The organism is Streptomyces neyagawaensis (genome assembly GCF_023516595.1).
In the GTDB taxonomy this organism is placed as follows: domain Bacteria; phylum Actinomycetota; class Actinomycetes; order Streptomycetales; family Streptomycetaceae; genus Streptomyces; species Streptomyces neyagawaensis.
In genome coordinates this window covers 1-17793 of record NZ_JAMGBG010000191.1, presented here as the reverse complement: position 1 = coordinate 17793, position 17793 = coordinate 1, and the positions used below count along the sequence as shown (strand labels likewise).

General features: G+C 69.9%; 21 protein-coding genes, 1 tRNA gene and 1 pseudogene. 8 read left to right on the top strand and 15 right to left on the bottom strand.

Going from position 1 to position 17793, the window contains the following annotated elements; all coding sequences use genetic code 11:
* Nucleotides 1–2535 (top strand): transglycosylase domain-containing protein (locus M8J73_RS42750; protein WP_372504108.1); only part of this gene is annotated, 2535 nt, incomplete at its 5' end.
* Between the two features lie 148 nt (nucleotides 2536–2683).
* Here the strand turns inward: M8J73_RS42750 and M8J73_RS42745 are convergent.
* Together M8J73_RS42745 and M8J73_RS42740 are read right to left on the bottom strand one after the other, a co-directional pair.
* Nucleotides 2684–2986: a GroES family chaperonin gene (locus M8J73_RS42745; protein ID WP_055513294.1), complete on the bottom strand. Its 303-nt coding sequence runs from the start codon at nucleotides 2984–2986 to the stop codon at nucleotides 2684–2686.
* A 62-nt stretch (nucleotides 2987–3048) separates the two neighbouring features.
* Complete coding sequence (locus tag M8J73_RS42740; protein ID WP_055513296.1) at nucleotides 3049–3378, bottom strand: DUF3618 domain-containing protein; 330 nt, start codon at nucleotides 3376–3378, stop codon at nucleotides 3049–3051.
* Between the two features lie 283 nt (nucleotides 3379–3661).
* Here M8J73_RS42740 and bcp point away from each other — a divergent pair, with 283 nt between their 5' ends.
* The 4 genes from bcp (at nucleotide 3662) to M8J73_RS42720 (ending at nucleotide 5426) form a co-directional block, all read left to right on the top strand.
* Entirely contained in the window at nucleotides 3662–4129 is a 468-nt protein-coding gene (gene bcp, locus M8J73_RS42735) for a thioredoxin-dependent thiol peroxidase (protein WP_055513298.1), read from the top strand.
* Between the two features lie 138 nt (nucleotides 4130–4267).
* Nucleotides 4268–4759: a hypothetical protein gene (locus M8J73_RS42730; RefSeq protein WP_240501774.1), complete on the top strand. Its 492-nt coding sequence runs from the start codon at nucleotides 4268–4270 to the stop codon at nucleotides 4757–4759.
* A gap of 5 nt (nucleotides 4760–4764) precedes the next feature.
* Nucleotides 4765–5310, top strand: a complete 546-nt coding sequence (locus M8J73_RS42725; RefSeq protein ID WP_240501773.1) for an HNH endonuclease — start codon at nucleotides 4765–4767, stop codon at nucleotides 5308–5310.
* A gap of 32 nt (nucleotides 5311–5342) precedes the next feature.
* Nucleotides 5343–5426: transfer RNA gene (locus M8J73_RS42720), tRNA-Leu, on the top strand.
* A 40-nt stretch (nucleotides 5427–5466) separates the two neighbouring features.
* Here M8J73_RS42720 and rdgB read toward each other — a convergent pair.
* The 4 genes from rdgB to M8J73_RS42700 all read right to left on the bottom strand — a co-directional run bounded on the left by rdgB (nucleotide 5467) and on the right by M8J73_RS42700 (nucleotide 7825).
* Nucleotides 5467–6069 carry an RdgB/HAM1 family non-canonical purine NTP pyrophosphatase gene (gene rdgB, locus M8J73_RS42715; RefSeq protein ID WP_055543044.1) on the bottom strand — a complete coding sequence of 201 codons (603 nt, stop codon included), beginning with the start codon at nucleotides 6067–6069 and terminating at the stop codon, nucleotides 5467–5469.
* Nucleotides 6070–6178: 109 nt separating this feature from the next.
* Complete coding sequence (locus M8J73_RS42710) at nucleotides 6179–6577, bottom strand: DUF8711 family protein (protein ID WP_055543043.1); 399 nt, start codon at nucleotides 6575–6577, stop codon at nucleotides 6179–6181.
* A gap of 169 nt (nucleotides 6578–6746) precedes the next feature.
* Nucleotides 6747–7484 (bottom strand): ribonuclease PH, encoded by a 738-nt coding sequence (rph, locus tag M8J73_RS42705; protein ID WP_055543042.1) that lies wholly within the window; start codon nucleotides 7482–7484, stop codon nucleotides 6747–6749.
* Between the two features lie 107 nt (nucleotides 7485–7591).
* The gene (locus tag M8J73_RS42700; RefSeq protein ID WP_055543041.1) at nucleotides 7592–7825 is read right to left on the bottom strand and encodes a PTS sugar transporter subunit IIB; all 234 of its coding nucleotides are present in this window, start codon (nucleotides 7823–7825) and stop codon (nucleotides 7592–7594) included.
* A 403-nt stretch (nucleotides 7826–8228) separates the two neighbouring features.
* Here M8J73_RS42700 and M8J73_RS42695 point away from each other — a divergent pair, with 403 nt between their 5' ends.
* Nucleotides 8229–9506 carry a PTS transporter subunit EIIC gene (locus tag M8J73_RS42695; protein ID WP_055543040.1) on the top strand — a complete coding sequence of 426 codons (1278 nt, stop codon included), beginning with the start codon at nucleotides 8229–8231 and terminating at the stop codon, nucleotides 9504–9506.
* A gap of 95 nt (nucleotides 9507–9601) precedes the next feature.
* Here the strand turns inward: M8J73_RS42695 and M8J73_RS42690 are convergent, their stop codons facing one another.
* Entirely contained in the window at nucleotides 9602–10354 is a 753-nt protein-coding gene (locus M8J73_RS42690) for an MBL fold metallo-hydrolase (protein WP_055543039.1), read from the bottom strand.
* 351 nt (nucleotides 10355–10705) lie between these two features.
* Between M8J73_RS42690 and M8J73_RS42685 the strand changes: the two genes are divergently transcribed.
* Nucleotides 10706–11191, top strand: coding sequence for a type II toxin-antitoxin system PemK/MazF family toxin (locus M8J73_RS42685; protein ID WP_249829849.1), 486 nt, complete (start codon nucleotides 10706–10708; stop codon nucleotides 11189–11191).
* A 150-nt stretch (nucleotides 11192–11341) separates the two neighbouring features.
* On the opposite strand, the gene M8J73_RS42680 is transcribed toward M8J73_RS42685, so the two are convergent.
* The 8 genes from M8J73_RS42680 to clpS form a co-directional block, all read right to left on the bottom strand.
* Nucleotides 11342–12292, bottom strand: a complete 951-nt coding sequence (locus M8J73_RS42680) for a PLP-dependent cysteine synthase family protein (protein WP_055541405.1) — start codon at nucleotides 12290–12292, stop codon at nucleotides 11342–11344.
* A gap of 16 nt (nucleotides 12293–12308) precedes the next feature.
* Entirely contained in the window at nucleotides 12309–12587 is a 279-nt protein-coding gene (locus M8J73_RS42675) for a MoaD/ThiS family protein (protein WP_055541406.1), read from the bottom strand.
* A 116-nt stretch (nucleotides 12588–12703) separates the two neighbouring features.
* Complete coding sequence (locus M8J73_RS45715) at nucleotides 12704–12799, bottom strand: putative leader peptide (RefSeq protein ID WP_309474684.1); 96 nt, start codon at nucleotides 12797–12799, stop codon at nucleotides 12704–12706.
* A gap of 220 nt (nucleotides 12800–13019) precedes the next feature.
* Nucleotides 13020–14102, bottom strand: a complete 1083-nt coding sequence (locus M8J73_RS42670) for a LacI family DNA-binding transcriptional regulator (protein ID WP_206187977.1) — start codon at nucleotides 14100–14102, stop codon at nucleotides 13020–13022.
* 65 nt (nucleotides 14103–14167) lie between these two features.
* Nucleotides 14168–14590: a M67 family metallopeptidase gene (locus M8J73_RS42665; protein ID WP_055541407.1), complete on the bottom strand. Its 423-nt coding sequence runs from the start codon at nucleotides 14588–14590 to the stop codon at nucleotides 14168–14170.
* Between the two features lie 98 nt (nucleotides 14591–14688).
* Nucleotides 14689–16134, bottom strand: coding sequence for an amino acid permease (locus M8J73_RS42660; RefSeq protein ID WP_055541408.1), 1446 nt, complete (start codon nucleotides 16132–16134; stop codon nucleotides 14689–14691).
* A gap of 417 nt (nucleotides 16135–16551) precedes the next feature.
* A complete protein-coding gene (locus tag M8J73_RS42655) occupies nucleotides 16552–17154 on the bottom strand; it encodes a DUF2017 domain-containing protein (RefSeq protein ID WP_055541409.1) in 603 nt (200 codons plus the stop codon).
* Between the two features lie 69 nt (nucleotides 17155–17223).
* Complete coding sequence (gene clpS, locus M8J73_RS42650; protein ID WP_055520955.1) at nucleotides 17224–17541, bottom strand: ATP-dependent Clp protease adapter ClpS; 318 nt, start codon at nucleotides 17539–17541, stop codon at nucleotides 17224–17226.
* 112 nt (nucleotides 17542–17653) lie between these two features.
* On the opposite strand from clpS, the pseudogene M8J73_RS42645 reads away from it, so the two are divergent.
* Nucleotides 17654–17793 (top strand): annotated as a pseudogene (locus M8J73_RS42645) (nicotinate phosphoribosyltransferase); the annotation flags it as partial.

Sequence of the window (17793 nt, the reverse complement as noted above, 5' to 3'; positions counted from 1 at the left end):
GCCGGTGGCGCGGCTTCAGCCGCGGCCGGTGGCGCGGCGGCCTCGACGGCCGGAGGGATGCGTGCCGGGAAGGCCGGTGTCACGAGCGGCCTCGCGGCAGCCGGTGCCGCCGGAGCGGCCGGCGCGGGGGCCGGTGGGGGCGCGGCGACCGCCGTCGTTCCCGCTGTCGCAGCCGCCGACGTGCCCGATGTCACCCCGGCCGGCGGCGGCAAGGGCAACAAGCCGAAGCGGCCCAAGCGGACCGGCTGGCGGCGACTGTTCCCGACCTGGCGCATGGTGCTCGGCAGCTTCGTGATCGTGACCATGCTGATCATCGGCGCCTTCGTGCTGGGCTACAACCTGGTCCACATCCCGAAGCCGCAGGAGCTCGCGACCAAGCAGAGCAACGTCTACCTGTACGCGGACGGCACCCAGATCGCCCGCGACGGCGAGGTCAACCGCGAGAACGTCCCCCTGTCGAAGGTCTCCAAGGCCGCCCAGCACGCCGTACTGGCCGCCGAGGACCGCGACTTCTACTCCGAGCCGGCCATCGACCCCAAGGCGATGATCCGCGCCGCCTGGAACACCGCGAGCGGCAAGGGCAAGCAGTCCGGTTCGACGATCACCCAGCAGTACGTGAAGAACTACTACCTGGCGCAGGACCAGACCGTCACCCGCAAGGTGAAGGAGTTCTTCATCGCGATCAAGCTGGACCGCGAGGTCACGAAGGACGAGATCCTCGAGGGCTACCTCAACACCAGCTTCTTCGGCCGCAACGCCTACGGCATCCAGGCCGCCGCCCAGGCGTACTACGGCGTCGACGCCGACGAACTCTCCGCCGAGCAGGGCGCCTACCTCGCCGCGCTCGTCAACGCGCCGAGCATGTACGACGTCGTCGCCCACCCGGAGAACAAGGGCGCGGCCGTCGCCCGCTGGAACTACGTCCTCGACGGCATGGTGAAGGAGGGCTGGCTCAAGCAGTCCGAGCGCACCGGCATGAAGTTCGACATGCCGAAGCAGACCACCACGTCCACCGCCTTCTCCGGGCAGCGCGGCTACCTGGTCGAGGCCATCAAGTCGTACCTCATCGAGCACAAGATCATCGACGAGGAGGCGCTGGAGAACGGCGGTGGCTACCGCATCACCACCACCATCCAGCCCAAGATGCAGGACGCGTTCATCAAGGCCGTCGACGACAACCTGATGGACAAGCTCGACAAGAAGAACCGCAAGGTCGACAACTACGTCCGCGCCGGCGGTGCCTCCATCGACCCGAAGACCGGCAAGGTCATCGCGATGTACGGCGGCATCGACTACCTCAAGCAGTACGTCAACAACGCCACCCGGCGTGACTACCAGGTCGGTTCGACGTTCAAGCCGTTCGTGTTCACCGCGGCCGTGGAGAACAACTCCAACAACCAGTCCGGCCAGGCGATCACCCCGAACACCATCTACGACGGTGCCAGCGAGCGCCCCGTCGTCGGCTGGCCGGGCGAGCAGTACGCCCCGGAGAACGAGGACTACGTCGACTACGGCAACATCACGGTCCGCCAGGCCACCGACAAGTCGGTGAACTCGGTGTACGCGCAGATGGCCGTCGACGTCGGCCCCGCGAAGGTCAGGAAGACCGCGATCGACCTGGGCGTGCCGAAGAACACCCCGGACATGAACCCGTACCCGTCGATCGCGCTGGGCACGGCGACCGCGAGCGTGCTCGACATGGCGGAGGCGTACGCCACCCTCGCCAACCACGGCCGGCACGGCACGTACACGATGATCGAGCGGATCACCAAGGACGGCGAGGAGATCAAGCTCCCCTCGACGGATGCCCAGCAGGCCGTCAGCCGTCAGGCCGCCGACACCACCACCTCCGTCCTGCGGAGCGTGGTCCAGGGCGGTACGGCCACCGCCGCGCAGGCGTCCGGCCACCCGGCCGCCGGCAAGACCGGTACGGCCGAGGAGGACAAGGCGGCCTGGTTCGCCGGCTACACCCCGGACCTCGCCACCGTCGTCTCCGTGATGGGCCAGGACCCCAAGACGGGCGTCCACAAGCCGCTGTACGGCGCGATGGGCCTCCAGCGCATCAACGGCGGTGGGGCGCCCACGGAGATCTGGGCGCAGTTCACCAAGACGGCCCTGAAGGGCAAGAAGGTCAAGGACTTCGACCTGGAGCTCCAGGAGGGCGCGGACGTGGTCGTGGTGCCCCCGAGCACCCCGCCGGACGAGCCCGGCGCCACCGGTGACGAGGAGGACGGCGGCACCACGGGCGGCGAGGAGACCGCGGGCCAGACGGACGGCGGCACCACGGGCGACCCCACCGACGGGGGCGCCACGACGGGCGGCGGCGACGCGACGACGACCGGCGGCGCGGAGACCACCGGAGGCGGACCCACGACCGGGGGCGGGACCGCCGACGGCGGCGCGGCCACCGGGGGCGGAGGCACCGCGGACGGCGGGGCCGCCACCGGAGGCGGGACGGACGGCGGCGGAACGACCGACGGCGGGGGCGGCGGCGGAGACATCGGAGGCGGGACGACGGAGGGGACGTTCCCCTGACGGGGGGCCCGGGCCGCCGGGACCGACAGCGCCGACAGCACTGCCGGCGGCTGATGCTGCGAGTGAAGCCGGGAGGGGGCTGGTGACGTGGTCACCAGCCCCCTCCCGTGTGTGGCGGGGTCCCCGCCCGAGTGCGCTACGGGCCGCGCTACAGGTACAGGCCCGTGGAGTCCTCCGAGCCCTCGAACCGGTCCGCGGCCACGGCGTGCAGGTCGCGCTCGCGCATCAGGACGTACGCGACGCCCCTGACCTCGACCTCGGCCCGGTCCTCCGGGTCGAAGAGGACACGGTCGCCCGGCTCGACCGTCCGGACGTTCTGCCCGACCGCGACGACCTCGGCCCAGGCGAGCCGCCGGCCGACCGCCGCCGTCGCGGGAATCAGGATGCCGCCGCCCGAACGCCGCTCGCCCTCGGCGGTGTCCTGCCGCACGAGCACCCGGTCGTGCAGCATCCTGATGGGCAATTTGTCGTGTTGGCTCTTCTCGCTCACGCCCCCGAACCTACCTGTCTTCGTCAGCCCCTGCGGCGTCGAGTGCCGAGGGCGAGCAGCCCCACGACCCCGACGAGGACGAGCGCCACCGGGACGATGCGCTCCAGCCGGGGCGCCCCGTCCTCGTCGACGAGCCGGCCCTTCGCGTCGCTGACCACCCGGTTGACCGAGACATAGGCCTTGCCGAGGGTGTGGTCGATGTTGGAGACGACCTTCGCCCGGGCGTCACCGACAATGGTCTTCGGGTGCACCCGGACGCCGATCTCGTCGAGCGTCTCCGCGAGGGTGTCGCGGCGGCGCTTGATGTCCGCCTCGATCTCGGCCGGGGTTCTGGTGTCCGAGGTGTCCGCCACCGCGCTGCCTCCCGCTGTCCGTCATTAACTGTTTGCGGACAGTCTGTCAGCTCGCCGGACGACCGCGCCGTCAGGGCCCGCGGCAAGGGCCCGCCCAGCGGATCACGCCTGGGCCGCGGGGTCCGGCACGCGCATCCGCCGCGTTGTCGTCGGTCGCCGACGCTCCGCGTCGCCTCTCTCCTCCGCCTTGCGGCTGCACGCACCGGACCCCGCTCACCGGAAGCCGTCAGGAGCTGCCGCCCGAAGTCGGCGTGATCCGCCGGACAGGCCCTACGCTGGTCCGATGAGCGAGCGACTCCAGCCCGGGGACGTGGCCCCCGCCTTCACCCTCCCGGACGCCGACGGCAACGAGGTGTCCCTGTCCGACCACAAGGGCCGCAAGGTCATCGTCTACTTCTACCCGGCCGCCCTGACCCCCGGCTGCACGAAGCAGGCCTGCGACTTCACCGACAACCTGGACCTGCTGGCCGGCGCCGGGTACGACGTCATCGGCGTCTCTCCCGACAAGCCTGAGAAGCTGGCCAAGTTCCGCGAGAAGGAGTCCCTGAAGGTCACCCTCGTCGGCGACCCCGACAAGGCGGTCCTGGAGGCGTACGGCGCCTTCGGCGAGAAGAAGCTCTACGGCAAGGTCGTCACGGGCGTCATCCGCTCGACGATCGTCGTCGACGAGGAGGGCAAGGTCGAACGGGCCCTCTACAACGTGAAGGCGACCGGCCACGTAGCAAAGATCATCAAGGACCTGGGCATCTGACCCACCCGACCACCCGAGAACGGCTCGCCCCGGAACCCCCCGGCACGAGCCGTTCCGCACATCACCCACCGTGACCGCCCGCCCAGCGGTTCGTTACTCCGTACGAGGTCACGAACAGGTGGTCGGAACGGAGGGGGCGTGGACATGCCGGGCACATCGAAGCGATCGGACGCCTACAGCAGGGAACGGCTCGAGCCGGTGGTCGCCGCGGCCCGAAACTGGGCCGATCTGATGCGGCGGCTCGGCCTCAGCCCGAGTGGCGGCCAACGGCGGGTGCTGCAGGAGCACGTGACCCGCCACGGCTTGGACACCAGCCACTTCACCAAACGCAGCCCTTGGCGCAAGTATCCCGACGCCGCCATCGCGGAAGCCGCCGCGTCATCGTCCTCGCTTCGGGAAGTAGCCCTGAAGCTCGGCGCCACGCCGGCCGCCGGGACTCTGTCCCACATCCGGCGCCGCATCCACGCCGCCGGCATCGACATCGGTCATTTCCCGGAATCGACCGGCCCGAATTGGACCTGCCCTTCACTCCGGAGGAGCTTCGGACGGCAGCGGCCGCAGCCACCAGCTTGCGCGGCCTGGCACGGAGGCTGGGCGTTCCCGATGACAGCCGCTCCCGGGCGACGTTGAGTCGGATGCTGGCGGACCACCACATCGGCATCGGTCACTTCTCCTACCGACGGGCAGCCATCCCCGAGGACGAGTTGACGAACCTGGTACGGACGGCCGGCAGTTACGCGGACGTCATGCGCGGTCTCGGCATGGAGGTCAACGACACGAACCACCGACGTGTACGACGCGCCGCCTCCCGCCTCGATCTCGACACCAGCCACTTCAAGCGCCGGTCATGGGGACGCCCCGAGCGCCCGGCGCCCGCACCCACCGCACCTCGGGTGCTGGTAGTCCTGCCCGAGCAGGCCGGACGGACGAACAGGACCCGCCTGCACCAGGCTCTCGCCGAGATCGGGGTGCCTTACGCATGCGTGGAGTGCGGCAATACCGGGGAGTGGCGGGGACGCCCCATCACCTTGCAGATCGACCATGTCAACGGGAACTGGCGGGACAATCGCCGGGAGAACCTGCGCTACCTGTGCCCCAACTGCCATGCCCTGACGGAAACGTGGTGTCGCCAGAAGAGCGGAGTCCCCCTCGCAGGGCAGCCCGACAGCCCCGTACACTGAGTGCCGCCGGTCGAGCGTGATGACCGTTTTGGGCGGCCGTGATGGAATTGGCAGTCATGCTGGGTTTAGGTCCCAGTGGGTTCACACCCGTGTGGGTTCGAGTCCCACCGGCCGCACACACAGAGAGGACCGCCCCCGGGCGGTCCTCTCTCGCAGTCAGCCCAGCAGCTCCCTCACCGCCGGTACCAGTGCCCGGAACGCCTTGCCGCGGTGGCTGATCGCGTTCTTTTCGGCGGCGGTCAGTTCGGCGCAGGTGCGGGTGTCGCCCTCCGGTTGGAGGATCGGGTCGTAGCCGAAGCCATTCGTGCCGGTGGGGGTGTGGCGGAGTACGCCCCTCAGTTGGCCCTCCACGACGCGTTCCGTGCCGTCCGGCAGGGCGAGGGCGGCGGCGCAGGCGAAGTGGGCGCCGCGGTGCTCCTCGGCGATGTCCGAGAGCTGGGCGAGGAGGAGTTCGAGGTTGGCGCGGTCGTCGCCGTGCCGGCCGGCCCAGCGGGCGGAGAAGATGCCGGGGGCGCCGTGGAGGACGTCCACGCAGAGTCCGGAGTCGTCGGCGACGGCCGGGAGACCGGTGGCCTGCGCGAGGGCGTGCGCCTTCAGCAGGGCGTTCTCGGCGAAGGTGACGCCGGTCTCCTTGACGTCGGGGATGTCCGGGTAGGCGTCCGCGCCGACGAGGTCGTGGGGCAGACCTGCGTCGGCGAGGATCGCCTTCAGCTCGGTGATCTTTCCGGCGTTGCGGGTGGCGAGGATCAGGCGGGTCATGCCCTCAGTATCCCGGCGCCCGCCCCGTCACCGGTCACCGGTCGCCGGTCGACGGCCCCGGCCACCGGTCGCCTGTCCCCGGCGGGCAGCCGCCGGGGCCGTTCCCGGCCTACGACGTGCAGACCTTCGTCAGTTCGCCGGCCGCGTCCGTGATGCCGCTGATGTCGGGCGTCGCGTCGCCGTTGTTGACGGACGTCTGGACGTTCTCCACGGCCTTCTGGAGGTCGTCGACGGCCTTGTTGACGTCGGCGTTGTCGGTCTTGTCGCCGATCTCCTTGAGGTTGTCGTCGATGGAGTTGAGCGACTCCTCCAGCTGCGACGGGTCGTTGGACGCGTTCTCGACGGCCTGCTGGAGGTCGGACACGCTGTTGGCGATGGCCTCGGCGGTCTGGACGCAGTCCAGGGCCTTGTTCACGGCGTCGCAGCCGGTGGTGAGGCCGGCGGTCAGCGCGACGGCTGCAACGGCTCCGGCGATGGCGGTCGTACGACGTCGGCGGCTCACGGCCATGGAACGGTCCTCCTACTGGTTGCAGGCCTGACGGCCTCCGGTGGTGGTGCGGGTACGGCTTGCGCCGGTATGGCCGGACGCACGGTGGTGTGCCGTGCGCCCGTACTCCTAGGGACGCCGCCGGGTGCGCCGTGGTTGCGACCGACGGCCGGTCTTCTTGGGGTTCCCTTTACCTTTCGAGGACCGAGTCGAGCGCCTTGCTCTGGAGGGCGGCCAGGTCGGTGCAGCCGGCTACGGCCAGGTCCAGCAGGGCGTTGAGCTCCTCGCGGGCGAAGGGCTCGGCCTCGGCGGTGCCCTGGACCTCGACGAAGCGGCCGTCGCCGGTGCAGACGACGTTCATGTCGGTGTCCGCCTTGACGTCCTCCTCGTAGCAGAGGTCGAGGAGCGGGACGCCGCCGACGATGCCCACGGAGACGGCGCTGACGGTGCCGGTCAGCGGCTGGCGGCCGGCCTTGACGAGCTTCTTGCGCTGGGCCCAGGCGACGGCGTCGGCCAGCGCCACGTACGCGCCGGTGATCGCCGCCGTGCGCGTGCCGCCGTCGGCCTGGAGGACGTCGCAGTCGAGGACGATGGTGTTCTCGCCGAGCGCCTTGTAGTCGATGACGGCGCGCAGGGAGCGGCCGATGAGGCGGGAGATCTCGTGGGTGCGGCCGCCGATCTTGCCGCGTACGGACTCGCGGTCGCCGCGGGTGTTGGTGGAGCGGGGCAGCATGGAGTACTCGGCGGTGACCCAGCCCTCGCCGCTGCCCTTGCGCCAGCGCGGGACGCCTTCGGTGACGGAGGCGGTGCAGAAGACCTTGGTGTCGCCGAAGGAGATGAGGACGGAGCCCTCGGCGTGCTTGCTCCAGCCGCGTTCGATGGTGACAGGGCGGAGCTGTTCGGGCGTGCGGCCGTCGATTCGAGACATGGCGATGAGCCTAGCCGCAGTGGCGGAAGGGGCCGCTCCCGCATAGGGAGGGCCCCTGCGCGTGGGCTGACGGGGCCGGCGTGAGCGGGTCCCGGATCAGCGGTGGATCACATCATGTCCTCGATCTCCGCGGCGATCGGGTCGGCGTCGGTGCCGATGACGACCTGCACGGCGGTGCCCATCTTGACGACCCCGTGAGCTCCGGCGGCCTTGAGGGCGGCCTCGTCCACGAGGGAGGGGTCGTGGACCTCGGTACGCAGCCGGGTGATACAGCCCTCGATCTCGTCGATGTTGTCGAGGCCGCCGAGCCCGGCGACGATCTTCTCAGCCTTACTGGCCATGGCGCTTCTCCCTGATGTACCTGATCTGAGCCGCTGTGCCGTGCGGGATCGTTCGCGACTGGTCTACACCACCGAACGGGTCCCCGCCAAGCGGGGAACGCGGGCATCGCCCGCCGGAAGACCACGCGAAGGCCGCCCGAAGGCCGAGCGAGGGCCGAGCGAAGGCCGAGCGAGGGCCGAGCGAAGCTCTCCCGACGGCCGGACGACGACCGAACGACGACCGAACGAAGGTCGGACGAAGGTCGCATGACATCACGAAGGCGTAAAACGGGAATCGCGGGTTCCTAGGCCCACCCCCAGCGTGCTACAACAGGTCTACACCACTGACTGGTGTAGACCTCTCCCGTGCTGCCCTCCCCCACACTCCCGTCCTTGGGCGGCGCCCTGCCTTCTGGAGGAAGTTGTGACCACGGCCAGCGCCGCTCCCGCGGCCGCAGACAACAAGGGCCCGACCTGGGGCTCCCGCACCATGGCTGTGCTGCAGCGCATCGGCCGCAGCCTGATGCTGCCGGTCGCCGTCCTGCCGGCCGCCGCGCTGCTCGTGCGGCTCGGCACCACGGACATGCTGGGCAGCGAGTCGCTCCCCGGCTTCATCACCAAGTTCGCGAGCTTCATGGCGGCCGGCGGCGGCGCCATCCTCGACAACATGCCGCTGCTGTTCGCCGTCGGTATCGCGATCGGCTTCGCCAAGAAGTCGGACGGCTCGACCGCGCTCGCCGCGGTCGTCGGCTACCTCGTCTTCCAGAAGGTCCTCGGCACCTTCACCGACCCGAACCTCCCCCAGGTGGCCACCGTCGTCGACAACAAGGTCGTGATGGTGGACAAGGCGGTCAACGCCGGTGTCCTCGGCGGCGTGGTCATGGGCCTGGTCGTGGCCCTGCTCTACCAGCGCTTCTACCGCACCAAGCTGCCCGACTGGGCCGGCTTCTTCGGCGGCCGTCGCCTGGTGCCCATCCTGTCCGCCTTCGCGGGTCTGCTCATCGGCATCGTGTTCGGCTACATCTGGCCGGTTCTCGGTGCGGGTCTGCACTCCTTCGGTGAGTGGCTGGTCGGTTCGGGCGCCGTCGGCGCGGGCATCTTCGGTGTCGCCAACCGCGCGCTGATCCCGATCGGCATGCACCACCTGCTGAACTCGTTCCCGTGGTTCCAGGCCGGTTCGTACGAGGGCAAGAGCGGTGACATCGCGCGCTTCCTCGCCGGTGACCCGACCGCCGGACAGTTCATGACCGGCTTCTTCCCGATCATGATGTTCGGCCTGCCGGCCGTCTGTCTGGCGATCTACCACACGGCCCGCCCCGAGCGCCGCGCGGTCGTCGGCGGCATGATGTTCTCCCTCGCGCTGACCTCGTTCGTCACGGGTGTCACCGAGCCGATCGAGTTCACGTTCATGTTCATCGCGCCTGTCCTGTACGCCGTGCATGCCGTGCTCACGGGTGTCTCCCTGGCCCTGACCTGGGCACTCGGTATGAAGGACGGCTTCGGCTTCTCGGCCGGCGTGATCGACTTCGGCCTCAACCTCGGCATCGCCACCAAGCCGTGGGCCCTGCTCCTGGTGGGCCTGTGCTTCGGCGTCGTGTACTACGTGGTCTTCCGGTTCGCGATCATCCGCTTCAACCTGCCGACGCCCGGCCGGGAGTCCGACGAGGAGCTGGCCGAGCTCCAGAAGGCGGAGGCCAAGTGACGGCGGCCGCATAGCAGCGGCCGGCTCGGCGCACAGCAAGGCCCCCGGGGATCATCGCGATCCTCCGGGGGCCTTCTCATGCGTTCGTGCGGGTGTCAGATCTCGTACGACGTCCGGGGCACGGCCAGCTCCACGGGGCCGTCGTACACGGCGCGGGCGTCGTCGAGGTTGACCCGGGGGTCCGTCCACGGCGGGATGTGGGTGAGCACGAGGCGGCGGGCGCCGGCGCGGGCCGCTGTCTCACCGGCCTCGCGGCCGTTGAGGTGCAGGTCCGGGATGTTCTCCTTGCCGTGGGTGAACGCGGCCTCGCACAGGAAGAGATCGGCGTCGCGGGCCAGTTCGTCCAGGGTGTCGGCCACACCGGTGTCCCCCGAGTACGTGAGGATCCGCCCGTCGTGTTCGATGCGGATGCCGTACGCCTCCACGGGGTGGGCGACCCGTTCGGTGTGGACGGTGAAGGGGCCGATGTCGAAGGTGCTCGGCTTGACCGTGTGGAAGTCGAAGACCTCGCTCATGGAGGAGGCGGAGGGGGTGTCGGCGTACGCCGTGGTCAGGCGCTGCTCGGTGCCCTCGGGGCCGTAGACCGGGATGGGGTCGCAGCGGCCGCCGTCGTGCCGGTAGTAGCGTGCGACGAAGTACGCGCACATGTCGATGCAGTGGTCGGCGTGCAGATGGCTGAGAAAGATCGCGTCGAGGTCGTAGAGACCGCAGTGGCGCTGCAACTCGCCGAGGGCACCGTTGCCCATGTCGAGAAGCAGCCGGAAGCCGTCGGCCTCTACGAGGTAGCTCGAACAGGCCGATTCCGCGGAGGGGAACGACCCCGAGCAGCCGACGACGGTGAGCTTCATGAGAGCTGGAACCTCCGCGCTGGCGTGAAGTCGTGACAGTCGTGTTGGTCGGTCGTGTCTGTCGGTCGTGACGTACGACCGGGTCGCGCCGACCACGTTTTGCAGTCAGCGGGCTTGCGAAGGACGAACGGGGGTGCAACGAGGTGGTGCCGTCCGTCGAGCGTAAGGCGCAAAAGGACGGGTCGCTCCTCCGCCAGGGGCCGTTGTGGGCGAACTCACCTGTGGTGTCACCGGTTCGGCTGGTGGTAGGGCCGTTGAGCCGCGCGTGAGCCGGGGTGAGGGGCCGCTGAGGGGCGCGGGGGCGTGCGACAGGGCGGGCGTCGGTGGGGGTGCGCCGGTACGGTCGTCCCCATGGACATGTCCTGGTGGTTGGCGCTCGCGGCGGTGGTGGCACTCGCGCTCGTCGCGACGCTGGTCGACGGGTGGGGCCGGTCCCGCCGACCGGGTCGGCGGACGAGTGGTCCGAGGGGGCGTACGCGTCCGCCCGGACGGCCGGGTGACCGGGCCGGTGCGCGGGCGGGGCTGCCGCGGCCGCGCCCGTCGGAGATCTGGTGGGCGAGCGTGCCCTTCGAGGACGGGCCGGGGGGCAAGGACCGGCCCTGTCTGGTGCTGGCGGTGCGGGGAGACCGGGCCCGGGTCGTCAAGATCACCAGCAAGTACCGCGACGCCCGGGCCGGGGTGATTCCCCTGCCCCCGGGTGCCGTCGGCGACGCGCGGGGCCGACCCAGCTTCCTGGAGACGGAGGAGCTGAGGGACGTACCGGTACGGGACTTCCGCCGGAAGGCGGGGGTGGTGGACCCGATCCTGTGGGACCAGGTACGGCACCTTTCCGGCTGAGGAGGGGTTCGCCCCCCGGCCCGCCCTCCCCTGAAAAGCACGGGGCGCAGCCCCGGGCGCTTTTCAGGGGCGCGGGGAACTGCGCGAGCAACCACGAACCCACCAGCACCCGCCAGCGCACCCCGGCCCCCACCCCCAAGGCGCCCGGCGCTAAGCCCAGAGCTGCCCGTGCAGCGTCTCGATGGCCTCCTCCGTCGTCGCCGCCGTGTAGACGCCCGTCGACAGGTACTTCCACCCTCCGTCGGCCACCACGAACACGATGTCCGCGGACTCCCCCGCCTTCACCGCCTTCCGGCCGACCCCGATCGCCGCGTGCAGCGCCGCTCCCGTGGAGACGCCGGCGAAGATGCCCTCCTGCTGGAGCAGCTCGCGCGTGCGGGTCACCGCGTCGGCCGAGCCGACGGAGAAACGGGTGGTGAGGACGGACGCGTCGTACAGCTCCGGCACGAACCCCTCGTCGAGGTTGCGCAGGCCGTAGACGAGGTCGTCGTAGCGCGGCTCGGCGGCGACGACCTTGACGTCCGGCTTGTGCTCGCGCAGGTAGCGGCCCACGCCCATCAGCGTGCCCGTGGTGCCGAGGCCCGCGACGAAGTGGGTGATGGAGGGGAGGTCGGCGAGGATCTCCGGCCCCGTCGTGGCGTAGTGCGCGCCCGCGTTGTCGGGGTTGCCGTACTGGTAGAGCATCACCCAGTCGGGGTGCTCGGCGGAGAGTTCCTTGGCGACGCGTACGGCCGTGTTGGAGCCGCCCGCCGCGGGGGAGGAGATGATCTCCGCGCCCCACATGGCGAGCAGGTCACGCCGCTCCTGGGAGGTGTTCTCGGGCATGACGCAGACGATGCGGTAGCCCTTGAGCTTGGCCGCCATGGCCAGGGAGATGCCCGTGTTGCCCGAGGTGGGCTCCAGGATCGTGCAGCCCGGGGTCAGACGGCCGTCCTTCTCCGCCTGCTCGATCATGTGCAGGGCGGGGCGGTCCTTGACCGAGCCGGTGGGATTGCGGTCCTCCAGCTTGGCCCAGATCCGGACGTCCTCGGACGGCGAGAGCCGCGGCAGGCGCACCAGAGGGGTGTTGCCCACCGCGGCCAGCGGGGAGTCGTAGCGCATGGGTGGTCAGCGGGCCTCAGGCCATGCCGCCGGCCACGGCCGGCAGGATCGTCACGTTGTCGCCGTCGGACAGCTTGGTGTTGATGCCCTCCAGGAAGCGCACGTCCTCGTCGTTGAGGTAGACGTTGACGAAGCGGCGCAGTTCGCCGCCGTCCACGATGCGGGCCTGGATGCCCGTGTGCCGGGTCTCGAGGTCGGCGAACAGGTCGGCGAGGGTGTCACCGGCTCCCTCCACCGCCTTCTGACCGTCGGTGTACTGGCGGAGGATGGTGGGGATGCGGACCTCGATGGCCATGGTGTGCGGCTCCTGTCGGGAGTAGTCAGGTCGAGTGGGCGCGCGGCAGCGCGGAGTGCGGGGTCACACGGGTGAGGGCGCCGCGGCTCACGGCCGTTCGGCGGCAGGGGTCGGCGTCAACAGATGGCGCTGGCAAGCCTGCACAGGTCGACGTGCAGCCGCGCCACGAGCAGTGCGCCCGGCGTCTTCTCGCTCACGTCGTCAAGAACCATGGGCTCATCGTATCGATTCCCGGTCCGGGTCCCGGAATGTGATCCCACATGCCGGACGGATTCGTGCCGGTGAGTGAGACCGCACAGCTCAGCCGGACCGCCACCGGCCCTCCGGCCACCCGTCCCCGAGGCCTGACCGCCCGGCCCCGGCCCGCTGACCACCCGGCCGCGGACCTCTGCCGGACCGACCCCGGCCCCAGTCAGGGCGGTGCGGGCGCGTTCAGGCCGAGCGGCGGGCCACCAGGCGGGTGGGGGTGACCACCGACGACAGGGCGCCCGGCTCCGCCGCGGACGGCTCGGGCGCGCCCGGATCGTCCGTGCGGCTGAACAGCAGGCGGGCCATCAGCCGGCCCATGCCCTCGATGTCCTGGTGCACGGTGGTCAGCGGCGGGTCGGTGTGCTCGGCGATCGGGGCGAGGTCGTCGAAGCCGACCACGGCGATGTCGTCCGGGACCCGCAGTCCGCGCTCGCGCAGGACCTGGAGGGCCCCGGATGCCATGAGGTCGGAGGCGACGAAGACGGCGTCGATGTCGGGGCGCCGGTCGAGGAGCGCGGCCATGGCCTGGGCGCCGCCCTGCCGGGTGTAGTCGGCCCGTTCGATCAGCTCGGGCGAGGCGCCGTCGAGGAGGACGTCCCGGTAGCCGTCCAGGCGGTCCACCGCCGAGGCCTCCTGGTCGTAGGGGCCGGTGATGGTGGCGATGTGCTCGCGGCCGAGGGAGAGCAGATGGCGGACGGCCTCACGGGCGCCGCCCCGGTTGTCGGCGTCGACGTACACGCACTCCCGTAGGGTCTCGCCGCCGCGGACCAGCGGGCGGCCGCCGAAGACGGCGGGCAGGCCGAGCCGCTCGATCATGCCGGGCAGCGGGTCGCAGGCGCGCAGCGAGAAGAGCAGGGCGCCGTCGACGTGGCCGCCGCCGAGGAAGTCGCCGACGCGCGGGTACTCCTCCTCGTCCTCCAGGAACAGCAGGACCGGCTGGGCGCCGTGGGCGACCAGTTCCTTGCGGATGCCGCGTAAGTGGAGGTCGAAGAAGGGATCGATGAAGAGACGGTTCTGCGGTTGGCTGGCGACGACCGCGATGGCGTTGTTGCGGCGGGTGACCAGTTGCCGGGCGGCGGAGTTCGGTACGTAGCCCAGTTCGGCCACGACCTCCCGGACGCGTTCGACGACCTCCGCGCGCACCTTGCCCTCGCCGTTGATCACCCGTGACACGGTGGACTTGGAGACCCCCGAGCCGCGTGCGACGTCCTCCAGGGTGGGGCGCTGTCCGTTCAGTCGTCGTGTCCGTGCCGTCGGCTGCGTCAACACCGTCTCCGTAGTGGGCAGTTGGGGTGGGTGGGCCTGCCCGGCCACGGTAACGCCGAAAGGTTTCAGTAGGCCTCCACGATGTGGACTTCCTCCTCTGTCACCTCGCCCTCGACGATGCGGTACGAGCGGAACTGGAAGTCGCCGAGCCCGTCGGTGTCCGCGGTGGAGACGAGGACGTAGTGGGCGCCCGGCTCGTTGGCGTAGGAGATGTCGGTGCGGGAGGGGTAGGCCTCGGTGGCCGTGTGGGAGTGGTAGATGACCACCGGCTCCTCGTCGCGGTCGTCCATCTCGCGGTAGAGCTTGAGGAGGTCGCCCGAGTCGAACTCGTAGAACGTGGGCGACATGGCCGCGTTCAGCATCGGGATGAAGCGCTCGGGGCGGTCCGAGCCCGCCGGGCCCGCGACGACGCCGCACGCCTCGTCCGGGTGGTCCTTGCGCGCGTGGGCGACGATCTGGTCGACGAGGGCCTGGGTGATGGTCAGCATGCTCGTCAGGATAAGCAGAGGGCCGCCGCGTACCGAAGGCTGGTACGGGGCGGCCCACATGCCGGGCAGGAGGCCGGCGGGCCTCCGGTGCGGAGCGGTCAGCCGACCTTCTCGAGGTCCGGGTCGCGGCGGGCCGTGACCTCGGGGTTGCGGGACTTCAGCACCAACCAGCCGATGCCGAGGGCGACCGCCCAGCCGGCCATGACGTAGAGGCTCACGCGGGCCTCGTGGTCGTAGGCGATGAGGCCGGTGACGAAGAGGAGGAAGACGATGGCGATCCAGCTGCCCGTCGCGCCGCCGGGGGCGGGGAAGGAGGAGGCGGGCAGGCGGCCCGCGTCGACCGCGCGGCGGTAGCGGACATGGCTGACCAGGATCATCAGCCAGGTCCAGATGCCGGCGCCGGTGGCGACGGAGACGACGTACTCGAAGGCCTTGTCGGGGACGACGTAGTTGAGGACCACGCCGATGCCCATGAAGAGCACCGAGACACCGATGGCGAGCGCGGGCGTCTTGGTGACGGACAGCTTGTTGAAGGCCTTGGGGGCCTCACCGCTGTCGGCCAGGGTGCGCAGCATGCGGCCCGTGGAGTACATGCCGGAGTTGCAGGACGACAGGGCCGCCGTCAGGACCACGAAGTTGACGATCGCGGCGCCAGCCGGGATGCCGATCTTCGCGAAGGCCGCCACGAAGGGGCTCACGCCCGGCGCGAACTCGGTCCACTTCACCACGCAGAGGATGACGGTGAGGGCACCGACGTAGAAGAGCGCGATACGCCAGGGCAGCGTGTTGATCGCCTTGGGGAGGGTCTTCTCCGGGTTCTCGGACTCACCCGCGGTGACGCCGACCAGCTCGACGGCGAGGTAGGCGAACATCACGCCCTGGAGGGTCATCAGGGAGGAGCCGATGCCCTTGGGGAAGAAGCCGTCGAAGGCCCAGAGGTTGGAGACGGCGGCGGTGTCACCGGCGGCGCTGAAGCCGAAGGTGAGGACGCCGAGGCCGATCACGATCATGCCGATGATGGCGGTGACCTTGATCATCGAGAACCAGAACTCGATCTCGCCGAACAGCTTCACCGAGATCAGGTTGGCCACGAAGAGGACGACCAGGAAGACCAGTGCCGAGACCCATCGCGGAATCTCCGGGAACCAGTAGTTGATGTAGATCGCGGCGGCGGTGAGTTCCGCCATGCCGGTGACGACCCACAGCAGCCAGTACGTCCAGCCGGTGAAATAGCCGAAGAACGGGCCGAGGAACTCGCGGGAGTACTCCGCGAAGGAGCCCGAGACCGGGCGGTACAGGAGCAGCTCGCCGAGCGCCCGCATGATGAAGAAGATGATCACGCCGGCGATGGCGTACATCAGGATGAGGCTCGGTCCCGCCTTGGCGATGTTCGCACCGGCGTTGAGGAAGAGCCCGACGCCGATGGCGCCGCCGATCGCGATCATCTGGACCTGGCGGCTGCCGAGGCCGCGCTCGTACCCCTCTTCGGAGGCCTCGCCGCGCACGGCATCATTGCCGTTGTTGTCGACCTGAGCGGAGGTCATGTGTTGTGCGCCTTTCTCCACGCTGGGCCGATCCGAGCCGTTCGTCGACCCCGGATCGGGTTCCGATCCCCCCGGATGTGATGGAGCTGAGCTGGTTCGCTCGTGCCTGGCCGACGGTCGTCGGCTGGTGGCGCACCCGGCGGACAAGGGTGGTGTCCGTCGGGCGGTCGTGAAGATTTATCACGGCCGCAATCTTGATCGGCGAGGGGTTTTGTGGCGTACAACACAGGAAGAAGCGGACAAAGAACCCCCCTGAGGGCATCCCTCACCGCCGTGGTGACACGATCGTTATCCGGATTTGAGTGTCCTCTGAGCGAACACGAAGCCAACCCGGAAGGGCTCCGGAGGGAACCGTGAGTTCCGCCACCGGTGCCACCGGCGCCACCGGCGCTCCCGGCGCCCCCGATGGCGGGGCGCTCAGGGCATCAGTGTGGTGATCAGCGTCTCCTGGAGCCCGCCCAGCCACAGGTACGCCATCACCATCGGCTTGCGGGGGTCCTCGTCGGGCAGCCGGTAGAGGAGGTCGGTGTCCTCCTCGTCGACGACGTCGAGCCGGGACCCGATGGCGAGGCGCAGGTCGTTGAGGCAGCCGAGCCACCGCCGGGACTCGTCCGCGGACAGCTTGAGCACGGCCCCGCCCTCACCGGCCGCCGACAGCCCGTCGAGGGAGTGGATCACCGCGAGGGCGTTGTCCCGCTTGCCGGCCCGCAGGTCGTTCTCGGTGAAACGCCGGAACTCGGAGGAGTACGCCCGCTGCTCCTCGGCCTGGTCGGCGGTCGGGGTGCCCTCGGGGTCGCTGTAGGCGTCAGGGAAGAGCCGCCTGAGCACGGGATCCTTGGGGGGCTCGCTCGGGCCCTCGGCGAACAGCTCGGCGAGCGGGTCGTCGGGCGCGTCCTCGGCGGGGCCCGGACCGATCAGCTCCAGCAGCTGGACGGCGAGCGAACGGATGATGGAGATCTCGACCTCGTCGAGCGCGACGGCCGCGCCGCCGCCGGGAAGCGGTTCGAAGGTTCCTGGCATCGGGTAGGTCGTTCACTCCGGTCGTGTCGTGTCAGGCCGGGTCGTCCGGCCTGCGGCTGCCGCCCGTGGCTACTTCCGGTCCTGCTGGAGTGTGGCCCACAGACCGTAGCCGTGCATGGCCTGGACGTCGCGCTCCATCTCCTCGCGTGTTCCGCTGGAGACGACCGCGCGACCCTTGTGGTGGACGTCGAGCATGAGTTTGGTGGCCTTGTCCTTCGAGTACCCGAAATAGGCCTGGAAGACATAGGTCACGTAGCTCATGAGGTTCACCGGGTCGTTGTGGACGATCGTCACCCACGGCACATCGGGCTCGGGTACGGCGAAGACCTCCTCCGCCGATTCGGTCTTCTCGATCTCCATGGGTGCGGCTGCCGTCACACGGCCCATGCTGCCACCACAGGGGGGTCCTCGCACAAACGGGGACCCGCGCGACGGAGGGTCCGTCAGAAAACGGACCCGGAAATCGTCAGATTGACGAGATGGGGGTACGATCCCTGCCATGAACACAGCGGACCTTGGTTTGCCGGTGGATGTCCCCTCGACCGCGCTCTTCACGGACCACTACGAACTCACGATGCTCCAGGCCGCACTGAAGGCGGGTACGGCCGAGCGGCGGTCGGTGTTCGAGGTCTTCACGCG

Excerpts from the sequence above, each read along its gene's own strand:
- M8J73_RS42745 (WP_055513294.1), bottom strand. The coding sequence starts at position 2,986 with ATGCTGCACGACCGGGTGCTCGTGCGGCAGGACACCGCCGAGGGCGAG.
- M8J73_RS42665 (WP_055541407.1), bottom strand. The coding sequence starts at position 14,590 with ATGCTGACCATCACCCAGGCCCTCGTCGACCAGATCGTCGCCCACGCG.
- bcp (WP_055513298.1), top strand. The coding sequence starts at position 3,662 with ATGAGCGAGCGACTCCAGCCCGGGGACGTGGCCCCCGCCTTCACCCTC.
- M8J73_RS42685 (WP_249829849.1), top strand. The coding sequence starts at position 10,706 with ATGGACATGTCCTGGTGGTTGGCGCTCGCGGCGGTGGTGGCACTCGCG.
- M8J73_RS42680 (WP_055541405.1), bottom strand. The coding sequence starts at position 12,292 with ATGCGCTACGACTCCCCGCTGGCCGCGGTGGGCAACACCCCTCTGGTG.
- M8J73_RS42675 (WP_055541406.1), bottom strand. The coding sequence starts at position 12,587 with ATGGCCATCGAGGTCCGCATCCCCACCATCCTCCGCCAGTACACCGAC.
- M8J73_RS42710 (WP_055543043.1), bottom strand. The coding sequence starts at position 6,577 with ATGGCCGTGAGCCGCCGACGTCGTACGACCGCCATCGCCGGAGCCGTT.
- M8J73_RS45715 (WP_309474684.1), bottom strand. The coding sequence starts at position 12,799 with ATGGTTCTTGACGACGTGAGCGAGAAGACGCCGGGCGCACTGCTCGTG.
- rdgB (WP_055543044.1), bottom strand. The coding sequence starts at position 6,069 with ATGACCCGCCTGATCCTCGCCACCCGCAACGCCGGAAAGATCACCGAG.
- M8J73_RS42725 (WP_240501773.1), top strand. The coding sequence starts at position 4,765 with ATGCTGGCGGACCACCACATCGGCATCGGTCACTTCTCCTACCGACGG.
- M8J73_RS42700 (WP_055543041.1), bottom strand. The coding sequence starts at position 7,825 with ATGGCCAGTAAGGCTGAGAAGATCGTCGCCGGGCTCGGCGGCCTCGAC.
- M8J73_RS42690 (WP_055543039.1), bottom strand. The coding sequence starts at position 10,354 with ATGAAGCTCACCGTCGTCGGCTGCTCGGGGTCGTTCCCCTCCGCGGAA.
- rph (WP_055543042.1), bottom strand. The coding sequence starts at position 7,484 with ATGTCTCGAATCGACGGCCGCACGCCCGAACAGCTCCGCCCTGTCACC.
- clpS (WP_055520955.1), bottom strand. The coding sequence starts at position 17,541 with ATGGGCCGTGTGACGGCAGCCGCACCCATGGAGATCGAGAAGACCGAA.
- M8J73_RS42660 (WP_055541408.1), bottom strand. The coding sequence starts at position 16,134 with ATGACCTCCGCTCAGGTCGACAACAACGGCAATGATGCCGTGCGCGGC.
- M8J73_RS42655 (WP_055541409.1), bottom strand. The coding sequence starts at position 17,154 with ATGCCAGGAACCTTCGAACCGCTTCCCGGCGGCGGCGCGGCCGTCGCG.